The organism is Bacillus lumedeiriae (assembly GCF_044891285.1).
Classification (GTDB): Bacteria; Bacillota; Bacilli; order Bacillales; family Domibacillaceae; genus Pseudobacillus; species Pseudobacillus lumedeiriae.
In genome coordinates, this window is the sequence record NZ_JAUIYO010000002.1 from 306203 (window position 1) to 319717 (window position 13515).

A 13515-nucleotide genomic window follows, 5' to 3' on the forward strand; every position below is an offset into this window, starting at 1 on the left:
AATGTCATTAAAAGGGAAGCGGATTGGCTTTGGTATTACCGGCTCTCATTGTACGTATGAAGAGGTATTTCCTCAGATTGAGCAGCTTGTTCAACTTGGGGCTGATGTAGTGCCGATCGTTACCGCTACTGTGAAAGGAACGGGTACACGCTTTGGTGAAGCCGGCGTGTGGGTGAAAAAGATTGAAGAAGTGACTGGCAAAGAGGTCATAGATTCTATTGTGGACGCTGAGCCGCTTGGTCCGAAAGCTCCGCTTGATTGTATGGTCATCGCCCCAATCACTGGCAATTCAATTAGCAAATTCGCCAATGCGATGACGGATTCTCCAGTGTTAATGGCCGCAAAAGCGACACTCCGTAATTTAAAACCAGTTGTTCTTGGGATATCGACAAATGATGCCCTGGGGCTAAGCGGGTTAAACATTATGAGGCTCATGTCCGTAAAAAATATATACTTTATTCCTTTTGGCCAGGATGATCCAATTAAGAAGCCTAATTCGATGATTGCAAGGCTGGCCAGTATACCTGAAACGATCGAAGCGGCTCTGCAAGGAAAGCAAGTGCAGCCGGTGATCATTGAACGATTTCGGGATGGGAGTTAATATCTCCCTCTTTTTTCTCTTTTTTTATAGAACTCAACATTTTCTTGCTCTTTTCCGAATTTAATGTGATAAAATAATAGCTATTAGAAGTGTTATGCTATTCTTTTTACTATTAGATACGATTTGAAAACTATTACATATGCACAAGTTTATTTGTTCATAGGGAATGTTGAAAGGGGAAAAAGAGAATGAGTAAAAAAGGATTTCATGTTGCCCTTGTCGGTGCAACGGGAGCCGTTGGCCAACAAATGCTTCGCACATTAGAAGAAAGAGAATTTCCAATTAGTAAACTAACATTGCTTTCATCTGCTCGTTCAGCAGGAAAGGTGATTCTTTATAAAGGCAAGGAAGTTATTGTACAAGAGGCAAAGCCTGAGAGCTTTGAAGGGGTGGATATTGCCTTGTTCAGTGCAGGAGGAAGCATCTCAAAACAGCTTGCTCCAGAAGCAGTGAAACGCGGTGCTGTCGTTGTAGATAATACGAGCGCTTACCGTATGGATGAGGAAGTTCCGCTCGTTGTACCGGAAGTAAACAAAGAAGACTTAAGAAAACACAAAGGAATTATTGCGAATCCAAACTGTTCAACGATCCAAATGGTGGCAGCACTTGAACCAATTCGCCAATCATACGGTTTGAAAAAAGTCATTGTTTCCACTTACCAGGCTGTGTCTGGAGCGGGAGCACAGGCCATTAACGAAATGTACAGTCAAACAAAAGATATTCTAGAGGGCAAGGAAGTAACGCCAGAGATATTGCCAGTCGGATCTGACAAAAAGCATTATCAAATCGCTTTTAATGTCATTCCACAAATCGATAAATTCGAAGAAAATGGATTTACATTCGAAGAAATGAAAATGATCAACGAAACAAAGAAAATTATGAATATGCCTGAACTTAGCGTTGCTGCTACATGCGTGCGTCTTCCGGTAGAAACGGGCCATTCAGAATCTGTTTATTTTGAAGTAGAAACGCCAGGTCTTTCAGCAGCTGATGTGAAAAATAAATTGAAAGATGCACCAGGCGTCGTATTAGAAGATAATCCTGAGGAGCAAGTATACCCAATGCCGGCTGATTGCATTGGTAAAAAAGAGGTTTTTGTCGGACGTGTACGTAAAGATTTAGATCAAGATACAGGTTTTCATATGTGGGTTGTTTCTGATAACCTATTAAAAGGCGCTGCATGGAACTCTGTGCAAATCGCAGAAACGCTGATTGAGATGGAGATTGTAACAGAAAAGTAATGGTTGGATGATCTCACCACAGAAATACAGAGGTGTTTATAGTGAAAGTTATTGTACAAAAATTTGGTGGTACATCTGTACGTAATGAAGAATCAAGGCAGTATGCAAAACGGCATATCAAATCAGCAATTGAAGAGGGGTACAAAGTCGTTGTTGTCGTTTCCGCAATGGGACGTAAGGGAGACCCTTATGCAACGGATACTCTATTATCTCTGGTGAATGGAGCAGAGACGAAGTTGGCGGCAAGGGAACAGGATATGCTTCTGTCTTGTGGTGAAGTGATATCCAGCCTTGTTTTCACAAACATGCTATTAGAAAGTAATATCACTGCCTGTGCGATGAATGGTGCTCAGGCAGGGTTTGTAACGAATGACGACCATACGAATGCTAAGATTCTTGAAATGAAGTGTGATCGGCTGCTGAAGGCACTTCATTCACATGAAGTAGTGGTAGTTGCCGGCTTCCAAGGAGCGACCAAAACGGGCGATACGACGACAATCGGACGTGGAGGAAGCGATACGTCAGCAGCAGCCCTAGGTGTTGCTTTAAGTGCAGAATGGATCGATATCTTTACCGATGTTGAGGGGATGATGACGGCAGATCCGCGTATTACAGATAAAGCGCGGCCGCTCTCTGTTGTTACTTATAACGAAGTATGTAATATGGCTTATCAGGGGGCAAAAGTGATTCATCCGCGGGCTGTCGAAATCGCTATGCAGGCAAAGGTGCCTATGCGTATTCGCTCCACTCAGTCTGATGGGGTAGGTACGCTCGTCACTGCGGTTACAAAGCCGAATCAAGGAATGGATATTCGTGAGCGTACGGTAACAGGTATTGCCCATGTGAGTGACGTGGCTCAAATTAAAGTGAAAGCTAAAAAAGATCACTATAATTTGCAGGCAGAAGTATTTAAAGCGATGGCTAATGAAAAGATCAGCGTAGATTTTATCAATATTTCTCCAACAGGAGTCGTTTATACGGTTGCTGGAGAAATGGCGGATCACGCAGTTCACGTTTTAAAAGAGCTGGGGTATGAACCCGAAGTCGAAAAAGGGTGTGCCAAAGTATCCGTTGTAGGTGCTGGCATGACAGGTGTACCTGGTGTTACGTCTAAAATTGTTACAGCATTGGCAGAGAAGGGAGTCGGCATTTTGCAATCCGCCGACAGTCACACAACCATTTGGGTGCTCGTGAAAAATGAAGAGCTCGTTACAGCGATTAATGCGCTTCACGATGCGTTTCTTTTACATGAGGATCAATTTGAATATGAAAAATAATTAAGTGGGCTGTTTGAAGGAGGAATTAGTATGATTTCTTTTGGGCGGGTGTCAACAGCCATGGTGACACCGTTTGACTCTAAAGAAAACATTGATTTTGAAAAAACAACGCAATTGATCAATTATTTAATCAACAACGGTACAGACTCACTCGTTGTAGCTGGGACGACTGGGGAATCTCCGGTCTTAACGACGGAAGAAAAAGTTGCTTTATTTCGACATACGGTTAAAGTAGCCGATGGACGAGTACCTGTCATTGCAGGGACTGGCAGCAACAATACACGCCAGTCGATTGCACTAACGAAAAAAGCGGAAGAAGCGGGCGTTGACGCGATTATGCTTGTCGCTCCTTATTATAATAAACCAAACCAGGAGGGAATGTATCAGCATTTTAAAGCCATCGCTGAAGCAACTACATTGCCTGTCATGCTTTACAATATTCCTGGCCGATCAAGCATTAATATTTTGCCAGAAACAATTATTCGATTATCTAAAGTGCCTAACATTGTCGCTGTAAAGGAAGCAAGCGGAGATTTAGATGCTGCCACAGAGATTATTGCAGGTACGGATAGCGACTTTCAAGTGTACAGTGGGGACGATAGTCTTACGCTTCCGGTTCTTTCAATTGGAGGGACTGGAATTGTATCTGTTGCCTCACACGTAGCCGGTAATGAAATGCAGCAAATGGTTTCTGCCTTTTTGAGCGGGGATTATCAGAAGGCGGCCAAAATCCATCAGCAGCTTTTACCGCTGATTAAAGGCTTATTTGCCGCTCCAAATCCAGTGCCGGTAAAAACGGCTTTGCAGTTAAAAGGTATGGATATGGGCTCTGTCCGTTTGCCGCTAGTCCCTCTTTCAGAAGAAGAACGTGCAGCTTTGCAAAAGTTAATATAAAACATATAAAGAATGCCCGATAAGCTTTTGATCGCTTTTTAACGAGCGATCGCTTATCCGGGCATTTTTTTTGTAATGGCTATGCTAACGATCATTGCAGATTTTGCAGTTTTGTTGAATGGAGCGGAAAGCGAGTGCTTGCAGGGGAAATTAACAGGGGATTTTTGTGAAAAATAAAAAGCACGTATGCACACACACATCATGATAGATAGTATTGGCTTTACTTTCCTTCATCCCTTATAATAAACATAATGTGATGGGACGGGTTGTTCTTAAGTATAGGAGGAAGTTTATAGTGAGTAAGAAAAAAAATGAAATAATTAAAGTAATTCCGCTTGGCGGTGTAGGTGAAATCGGAAAGAATATGACAGTGGTGGAAGTGGATGAAGAAATCTTTGTCATCGACAGCGGGCTGATGTTTCCAGAAAATGAAATGCTTGGAATTGACATTGTCATTCCAGATATTACGTATTTAATTGAAAATAAAGAACGGGTCAAAGGAATCTTTTTAACACATGGCCATGAAGATGTCATTGGTTCATTAAGTTATGTGCTGCAAAAAATTAAAGCTCCTGTATATGGAACAAAATTGACGATTGCTTTGGCAAAAATGAGGCTTCGTGAAGAGAATGTAAAAGAGGAAGTGAAGTATTATACGGTTCATTCCGATACACGCCTGCGTTTTGGCGGGGTAGAGGTGACCTTCTTTCGCACAACCCACAGCATTCCAGACTCTGTTGGTGTCGCGATCCATACTTCAGAAGGAGCCATCGTGCATACAGGTGAATTTAAGTTTGATCAGGCTGCCAAAGGGCTCTATGCACCGGATATCGGGAAGATGGCACAGCTTGGCCAGAATGGTGTATTTATGCTCATGTCCGACTCGACAGAAGCTGAGCGGCCGGGTCATACCACATCTGAAGAAGTCATTGCGAGCCAGCTGTCGGATGCATTTCACATGGCAAAAGGCAGAATCATTGTTGCTTCATTTGCTTCCAATTTAATCAGAATCCAGCAAGTATTTGACGCAGCTTACGAGAATGGACGCAAAGTAGCGGTCAGCGGAAAAAGTATGCAGCGCGTGAATGATATTGCGATCAAGCTCGGCTATTTAAATGTTCAAGAAGATGTATTAATCAGTCTACAAGAGATGGCGAATTATCCTGAACATGAAATCGTCATTTTAACAACCGGTGTGCAAGGTGAACCGATTCAGGCATTACAAAAAATGGCGAAAGGCACGAACAAGCTAGTAAAAATTAAAGAAGGGGATACCGTTTTAATTACAGCTACACCTTCACCAGGGTTAGAGCTGCTTATGGCAAAAACAGTAAATCTTCTTTATCGTTCCGGTGCCAACGTCGTAACGGGGAACCGTAAAGTGCACGTTTCCGGGCATGGTTTTCAGGAAGATTTGAAGTTTATGTTGAATTTGATGAAACCGCGCTATTTTGTTCCGATTCAAGGAGAATACCGCATGTTAAAAGCTCATGCGAAACTTGCTGAGCAAACGGGCGTACCAGCGGAAGACATTTATATTCCTGAAAAAGGAGATGTCATTGAATATAAAGATGGAAAAATGCGTGTCAGCTCTAAAGTATCAGCAGGCAATGTGTTAATCGATGGGATCGGAGTAGGAGACGTGGGCAATATTGTGTTGCGCGACCGCAAACTTTTATCCCAAGATGGTATCTTTATCGTTGTTATTACGTTAAGCAAAAAACAAAAAAGAATCGTCTCTGGTCCGGAAATTATTTCACGCGGTTTCGTCTATGTCAGGGAGTCTGAAAAGTTAATGGAGCAATCGACAAAGTTAATTACAGACATCGTTGAAAAAAACATGGCAGGCGAATCATTCGACTGGTCAAGCATTAAGCAAGACATAAGAGATCAACTTAACTCATTCTTATTCGAAAAAACCAAACGCCGTCCAATGATCCTTCCAATTATTATGGAAGTATAGAAAAGCGGAAGCGCCTGGTCTGCTCCGACAGGCAAATGTTCTTCTCCCAAAGAAGTCTGTTTTTTGACTTCCTTGGGAGAAGGTTATTTGACCCAAGGAGCAAGGCGCTGCAGCTGAACAAGAAAAGCGGAAGGCATTCGTTCAGTGCGCTAGCGCCTGTAGCTAGCCAAGAGAAGCGGAGCCGACTGTCCTGAAGCGACAGCATAAGATGAGGTGGCGAAACGGCGCTCACAACATAATACATCAACCGAAAAAAAATAAGCCTCCGGGCTTATTTTTTTTCGGTTGGTCATCATTCGTTCCTCTGTATAATATCGTCCAGGATGAGGAGAATATTCATATGTACCAGATAGGCGTTCTTGAAAGGAGAAAATGGACATGGATATGGAAAAGAAAATGTCAGAAGAAGCAGAACAGGAAGAATCCACTGAAAAGTCACAGTCCTCTTTAATGGAAAAAATTCAGCAGCTTGGCCAGACGAGTGTGCCTCAGCTCTCAAGTGACTCACCTATACATTGTTTGACGATTATCGGTCAGATTGAAGGGCATTTGCAGCTGCCCCCGCAAAATAAAACAACAAAATATGAGCATGTGATTCCACAGATCGTTGCTATTGAACAAAACCCTTCTATTAAAGGACTGCTTATTGTTTTAAACACAGTAGGAGGAGATGTAGAAGCCGGACTCGCTATTTCAGAAATGCTTGCTTCATTATCTAAACCAACCGTTTCTATCGTTCTTGGCGGAGGTCACTCCATTGGTGTACCGATTGCCGTTTCATGTGATTATTCTTTCATCGCCTCAACGGCAACGATGACGATTCATCCGATCCGATTGACGGGCCTCGTGATCGGTGTGCCGCAAAGCTTTGAATACTTGGATAAGATGCAGGAAAGGGTAGTTAATTTTGTGACGAAGCATTCTTCTATCTCAGAAGAAAAATTTAAAGAGTTAATGCTGGCAAAGGGGAATTTAACGAGGGATATAGGAACAAACGTCGTTGGCAAAGACGCGGTGAAGTACGGGTTGATCCATGAAGTGGGAGGCATTGGGGAAGCGATGAAAAAGCTGAATGAAATGATTGCTTCTGGAGAGAATGGAACGATGATCCAATGATTTTATATACGGTTATGCCTCATGAGCATATTTACCCTCAAGCCGAACAAGCCAGCAGCTTAGAACTTGTTTCTTGGAATGGCATTCCCCTTTTTGCAGAAAGAGAAGAACATCGATATAAAGTAGTCCGTATTATCAGTACAGATCCTTCCCATTATTTGAATGAGCAAGTAACACCTGGTCAATTCATTTCATTTTAAACACAATTAGATCGGTGCGAACAAATATGCTATAATATAGAAAGCAGCCACAACGGCTGCTTTCTTACTTTTTGTTTTAGTCTAATGATTAGGTGGGAGCTATGACAAGTAAAAAGAAAAAAAAATCGTCCAAACGAACAAAAAAGTCAGCACAAATCAAAGAAGCGATCAAGTTAGAATTAATCGGCATTGCGATCATTGCTCTAAGTATTATTGGAATTATACAGCTTGGAGCGGTCGGAAGCGCATTTGTTTACTTTTTTCGTTTTTTTCTTGGTGAATGGTATATGATTGGCCTGATTGGTACGATTGCATATGGAATTTACATAATGATGAAGCGCAAAAGTCCCCTGCTGTTTCAAAGGAAACAAGTGGGGCTGTACATTATTTTAACTAGCATCCTGCTGTTAAGTCACGTCAAACTGTTTGAACTGCTTAGCAGTGACCGGCCGTTTAACGAACCCAGTGTGTTGATTAACACGTGGGAATTATATTGGCTTGAAGTGAAAGAAGGAATGACGAGCGGCAATGATCTTGGAGGCGGAATGATTGGTGCTATGCTGTTTGCTGTTTCCTATTTTCTATTTGATGCGCTTGGCACAAAGATCCTCAGCTTCGTTCTTATTATGATTGGCCTTATTCTCATTACCGGCCGATCATTTGGGGAAGTGTTTAATAATGTGTTTACATCGGGAAAGAAAGGCTTGAAAAAGCAATGGGATGCTTTTCTGAAAGATATGAAAGATTGGAAAGCTGAAAGAAAATCCAAACGGATGAACACACCTGAGAATGATGAACCGGCTGCACGTTCTATTGCAGCGGACAGTGAAACATTTTCCCGCACAGAAATCAGCGGGGACAGCTATACCGCTCCGGATCCAATTATTTCTAGTTTTACAGAGAGGGCCTATCAGGAAGAGATGGATCCAGTGGAGGAAAAACAAGGGGAAGAAGCGAAGCCGGTTCATGTGGATGAAAGCGAAACAGAAGATCATCAGGCACCTGCTATTACTTTCACAGAAGTGGAAAATAAAGATTATAAGCTTCCAACGCTTAACTTGTTAACGAGACCAAAACAAACCGATCAAAGTAGAGAATATAAGCAAATCCATGCAAATGCAGCAAAGCTTGAGAGAACGTTTCAAAGTTTTGGCGTAAAAGCAAAAGTGACACAAGTTCATCTTGGACCTGCCGTGACAAAATATGAAGTGCATCCTGATGTTGGAGTCAAAGTAAGCAAGATTGTTAGTTTAAGTGATGACCTTGCACTCGCACTCGCAGCAAAAGATATTCGAATGGAAGCTCCAATTCCGGGGAAATCGGCCATTGGAATCGAAGTGCCTAATTCTGAAGTAGCCATGGTATCACTTCGGGAAGTGCTGGAAGCGAATACGAATGAAAAGCCGGGCTCAAAGTTAATGATTGCTTTCGGGCGTGATATTACTGGCGAAGCCATTTCAGCCGAACTGAATAAAATGCCGCATTTACTCGTAGCTGGAGCAACAGGAAGCGGAAAAAGTGTATGTATAAATGGGATTATTGTCAGTATTTTAATGAGAGCGAAACCTCATGAAGTGAAGTTAATGATGATTGATCCAAAAATGGTAGAATTGAATGTTTATAATGGAATTCCTCATCTGTTAGCTCCGGTCGTCACTGATGCGAAAAAGGCCTCCCAGGCACTGAAAAAAGTAGTGGGAGAAATGGAACGCCGATACGATCTTTTCTCTCATAGCGGAACGAGAAATATTGAAGGTTATAACACGCATATTAAACGACACAATGAGGAGACAGGAGAAAAGCAGCCGCTCCTTCCTTATATAGTTGTTATTGTCGATGAGTTAGCGGATTTAATGATGGTCGCTTCCGGAGATGTAGAAGACTCGATTATGAGACTTGCTCAGATGGCGCGGGCAGCAGGCATTCATTTAATTCTTGCCACCCAGCGTCCTTCTGTGGATGTTATTACTGGTGTGATTAAAGCAAATATCCCATCAAGAATTGCTTTTGCTGTGTCTTCTATGACAGATTCAAGAACGATTCTTGATATGGGCGGTGCAGAGAAACTGCTGGGCCGCGGGGATATGCTTTTCTTTCCTGCGGGTGCATCTAAGCCAGTGAGGGTTCAGGGCGCATTTTTATCTGACGATGAAGTAGAAGAAGTGGTTGACTACGTCATTTCACAGCAAAAAGCACAGTACCAGGAAGATATGATCCCTGAGGACGTTCAGGAAACGACATCTGAAGTAGAGGATGAGTTATATGAGGAAGCGGTGCAGCTTGTAGCGGACATGCAGACGGCTTCTGTTTCGATGCTGCAAAGACGATTCCGCATTGGTTACAGCCGCGCGGCCAGGCTGATCGATGAAATGGAAATGCGCGGCATCGTTGGTCCATATGAAGGCAGCAAGCCGCGGACCGTTTTAATTGCTAAGCAAACAGAAGAGCATATACAATGACAAATAACTGCCGGATGTTTTGTATCCGGCAGCTTTTTTATGGGGAATTTTAAAAGGTTTAAGCGTTTCAATTTTCAATTAATAAGGCTTAAGGTATAGTAAAAATAAGTTTTTCATAAATACAAGCATGAATCTAGAGATAAACGGATAAAAATATAGACATAGCTGCGGGAAAAGGAGGGTATTTTAGTGACATTGATCAATGAAAATATTATAAAGAAAAAAGGGTACAATTTGCATATTGTGCAAACGGATAAATATAAAACGAATACAATTGTATGGAGAATGAAGGCCCCGCTGGAAAAAGAAACGGTGACGAAAAGGGCATTGCTTCCGTATGTGCTGCAAAGCGGAACAGAAAAGTATCCTACCTCAACAGATCTGCGTTCTTATCTTGATGAATTATATGGTGCCAGCTTTTATGTTGACTTAGCGAAAAAAGGAAATTTTCACATCATGACTTTTTCTATGGAAGTCGCCAATGAAAAGTTTTTGAAAGGCGGCGAGCCGCTGCTGGAAAAAGCGCTGCAATGTTTAAACGAAATATTGCAAAAGCCAAATGCGGAAAACGGAGAATTCAATCAAGACATTGTACAAGATGAAAAACGAAATTTAAAACAGAGAATTGAATCGATTTATGATGATAAAATGCGATTTGCCAGTGCGCGTCTTCTTGAAGAAATGTATAAAGGAGATCCATATGCCCTTCAAGCAAATGGAACTCTCGAAGAAGTAGATCAAATTAATGGAGCTGGGCTATACAGTTATTATGAGCAGGCATTCGCGCAAGATGAAATGGATTTGTATATTGTCGGAGATGTAGAGGCTGATCATGTAGAAAAAATGGTTGACCACTTATTTCAATTCAATAGCAGAACACCTCTGCCGTCCAAAGCAGCCGAAGCCTCTTCATCGCCTATGGAGCCGAAAGAAATTAAGGAACAACAGGACATTAATCAAGGGAAGCTTCATATTGGCTACCGAACGCATACCACTTTTGGAGATGAGGATTACTTTGCCCTGCAGTTGTTTAACGGTATTTTCGGCGGTTTTTCCCACTCTAAGCTATTCATGAACGTACGCGAGAAAGAAAGTCTGGCTTACTATGCCGCCAGCCGATTGGAAAGTCACAAAGGCTTTTTAATGGTCCTTTCGGGTATTGACAGTAAAAATTACTCGAAAGCCGTAGAAATTATTGGTCAGCAATTGGCAGCAATGAAAAATGGTGATATTTCTGAAGATGAATTACTGCAGACAAAAGCAGTCATCCGCAACCAGGTGCTTGAAACGCTTGATACGGCTAGAGGTGTGATTGAAATGCTTTACCACAATGTCGTTGCTCATAAAGAGGTAGCGATTGATGATTGGCTGGAAGCCATAGAACGGATGACCATTGAAGAAATTAAAGCAGCGGCCGCGAAAGTAGAGCTGGATACAGTGTACTTTTTGTCGGGAATGGAGGGAGAATAATGGAGAAGATCCAATTTGATCAGCTGCAGGAAGAGTTATTTGTTGAAAAGATGGACAATGGTCTGGATGTGTATGTGCTTCCCAAAAAAGGGTTTAATAAAACATACGCCACTTTCACTACAAAGTACGGTTCAATTGACAATCAGTTTATTCCACAGGGAGGCAGTGACTACGTTCGTGTGCCGGATGGCATAGCTCATTTTTTAGAGCACAAAATGTTTGAAAAAGAAGATGGGGACGTATTTCAACATTTTAGCCACCAAGGCGCTTCTGCAAATGCGTTTACTTCTTTCACAAGAACCGCTTATTTGTTCTCTAGTACGGATCAAGTGATGAAGAATTTAGAAACACTCATCAATTTCGTTCAAGATCCTTATTTCACTGAGAAAACGGTTGAGAAAGAAAAGGGCATTATCGGCCAGGAAATTCGAATGTATGACGATAATCCAGATTGGCAGGCTTATTATGGTCTCATTCAAAGCATGTATCATCATCATCCGGTCAGCATTGATATTGCTGGTACGGTAGAATCGATTGCCGAGATTACAAAAGATCATTTATATGAATGTTACCGAACATTTTATCATCCGAGCAACATGCTTCTGTTTGTTGTTGGCCCCGTTAATCCGCAGGAAATTATTGAATTTGTTCGGAACAATCAATCGAAAAAAGAGTATCAAAACCGGCCGGAGATTAACCGCCGTCTAGAAACGGAACCGGAAGAGGTAAAAGAGAAAAAGCGAGCGCTGCAAATGAATGTTCAGATGCCGAAATGTCAAGTCGGTGTAAAAGCCATCGACACAGATTTGCAGGGAGAAGAGCTGCAAAAGCGGGAATTAACGATGAATGTATTATTAGATATGTTATTCGGAAAAAGTTCTCCACTTTATTATCAGCTTTACCGGGAAGGTTTAATTGATGAAACGTTTTATTATGATTTTACTCAAGAAAAAAGCTATGGTTTTGCTATGGTCGGCAGTGATACGAGGAAGCCTGACGAACTTGAAAAACGGATTTTTACGATTTTGCTTGAAGCAAAAGCAGGCCAGCATTTAACGGAAGAAGCTTTACAGCGGTCGGTTAGGAAAAAAATCGGTTCTTTTCTGCGAGCGGTCAATTCTCCTGAATATATCGCGAATCAATTTACCCGCTACACATTTAATGAAATGAATTTATTTAGTGTCGTCCCTCTCTTAGAAGGAATCACGCTAAATGATATAAAGAGTACAGCGGAGAAAATCATTTCAGAAAACCGAATGACCGCTTTTCACATTTTACCAAAACAGGCATAAAGGCTGAAAGAAGCAGCCGGATTCTACTCTTTCATGTAAGAATGAAAGGTATAGAGTCTGGCTTTTCCCTGTTTAAAAAGAAGGATATGTTGAACGTACCTGTTGATTTTCTCGGGCGGTCCGAGAGCCTCCTCGTGGCTATCGCTCCTGCGGGGTCTCCCTTAGACACACTTTTCCTTCAGGAGTCCCGTGCCTTCCGCCCCAATCAATAAAGGGGCAAAATCAATCATAGTCAGTAACATAGACAAAAAAATGAACCGAGGGGAATAAAGATATGAAAAGATATGCACTCGTGATCGGAGCGAGCGGAGGAATTGGAGAAGAGATTTCCAAGAAACTGGCGAGAGAAGGCTGGAATCTTTATCTTCAATATTATAAAGGAAAAGAAAAAATTGAACGTCTGCAAAAAGAACTGGAATTAATCGGGTCGGAAGTAATCATTATTCAGGCAGACTTAACTTTAACTGCTGGGGCGGCTTTCCTGACAAGCCAGCTCTTTGCGGTAGACAGCGTCATATTTGCAGGAGGAACAGCTCATTACAGTTTATTTCAAGAAATTGCGGAAGAAGAAATAGATAAATTATGGCATCTTCATGTAAAAAGCCCTATGATCATCGTGCAGAAGGTTCTCCCAAAACTGCGGAAGGCTGTGTTTCCATCCATTGTTTTAGTTTCTTCTGTATGGGGACAGACTGGGGCGGCTTGTGAAGTTGCTTATTCCACTGTAAAAGGAGCTCAGCTTGCTTTTGTGAAGGCATTAGCAAAGGAGCTGGCTCCCTCTAATATCCGGATTAATGCGATTGCTCCAGGTGCTGTCGATACACCGATGATGGCCCAGTTCTCCACGGAGGAAAAAATGGACATAGAAGCTGATATTCCCATGGGACGCCTCGGATCTGCGGCAGAAATAGCAGAAGCGGTTTATTTCATTTGTTCTCCTGCCTCTTCTTATATTACAGGACAAGTGCTTGCGGTGAATGGCGGCTGGTACACATAATTTTA

General features: G+C 42.1%; 11 protein-coding genes. All 11 read left to right on the forward strand.

Annotated elements, in window-relative coordinates:
- Position 1: 1 nt before the first annotated feature.
- The 11 genes from QYG89_RS05030 (at position 2) to ymfI (ending at position 13510) form a co-directional block, all read left to right on the forward strand.
- Positions 2 to 601 carry a dipicolinate synthase subunit B gene (locus tag QYG89_RS05030; protein ID WP_404315203.1) on the forward strand — a complete coding sequence of 200 codons (600 nt, stop codon included), beginning with the start codon at positions 2 to 4 and terminating at the stop codon, positions 599 to 601.
- Between the two features lie 188 nt (positions 602 to 789).
- A complete protein-coding gene (gene asd / locus QYG89_RS05035) occupies positions 790 to 1842 on the forward strand; it encodes an aspartate-semialdehyde dehydrogenase (RefSeq protein WP_404315205.1) in 1053 nt (350 codons plus the stop codon).
- Positions 1843 to 1883: 41 nt separating this feature from the next.
- On the forward strand, positions 1884 to 3119 hold the full coding sequence (gene dapG, locus QYG89_RS05040; protein ID WP_404315207.1) for an aspartate kinase: 1236 nt from the start codon (positions 1884 to 1886) through the stop codon (positions 3117 to 3119).
- 30 nt (positions 3120 to 3149) lie between these two features.
- A complete protein-coding gene (gene dapA, locus QYG89_RS05045; RefSeq protein ID WP_404315209.1) occupies positions 3150 to 4013 on the forward strand; it encodes a 4-hydroxy-tetrahydrodipicolinate synthase in 864 nt (287 codons plus the stop codon).
- A 295-nt stretch (positions 4014 to 4308) separates the two neighbouring features.
- Positions 4309 to 5976: a ribonuclease J gene (locus tag QYG89_RS05050; protein WP_404315211.1), complete on the forward strand. Its 1668-nt coding sequence runs from the start codon at positions 4309 to 4311 to the stop codon at positions 5974 to 5976.
- Between the two features lie 384 nt (positions 5977 to 6360).
- Positions 6361 to 7092: a ClpP family protease gene (locus QYG89_RS05055; RefSeq protein WP_404315638.1), complete on the forward strand. Its 732-nt coding sequence runs from the start codon at positions 6361 to 6363 to the stop codon at positions 7090 to 7092.
- The gene (locus QYG89_RS05060; RefSeq protein WP_404315213.1) at positions 7089 to 7292 is read left to right on the forward strand and encodes a YlzJ-like family protein; all 204 of its coding nucleotides are present in this window, start codon (positions 7089 to 7091) and stop codon (positions 7290 to 7292) included. The genes QYG89_RS05055 and QYG89_RS05060 overlap by 4 nt, the downstream gene beginning before the upstream one ends.
- Before the next feature lie 101 nt (positions 7293 to 7393).
- Complete coding sequence (locus QYG89_RS05065) at positions 7394 to 9751, forward strand: DNA translocase FtsK (protein ID WP_404315215.1); 2358 nt, start codon at positions 7394 to 7396, stop codon at positions 9749 to 9751.
- 189 nt (positions 9752 to 9940) lie between these two features.
- On the forward strand, positions 9941 to 11221 hold the full coding sequence (yfmF, locus tag QYG89_RS05070) for an EF-P 5-aminopentanol modification-associated protein YfmF (protein WP_404315217.1): 1281 nt from the start codon (positions 9941 to 9943) through the stop codon (positions 11219 to 11221).
- On the forward strand, positions 11221 to 12513 hold the full coding sequence (gene yfmH, locus QYG89_RS05075) for an EF-P 5-aminopentanol modification-associated protein YfmH (RefSeq protein WP_404315219.1): 1293 nt from the start codon (positions 11221 to 11223) through the stop codon (positions 12511 to 12513). Before yfmF ends, yfmH begins: the two co-directional genes overlap by 1 nt.
- A gap of 274 nt (positions 12514 to 12787) precedes the next feature.
- The gene (ymfI, locus tag QYG89_RS05080) at positions 12788 to 13510 is read left to right on the forward strand and encodes an elongation factor P 5-aminopentanone reductase (RefSeq protein WP_404315221.1); all 723 of its coding nucleotides are present in this window, start codon (positions 12788 to 12790) and stop codon (positions 13508 to 13510) included.
- The last annotated feature ends 5 nt before the right edge of the window (positions 13511 to 13515 follow it).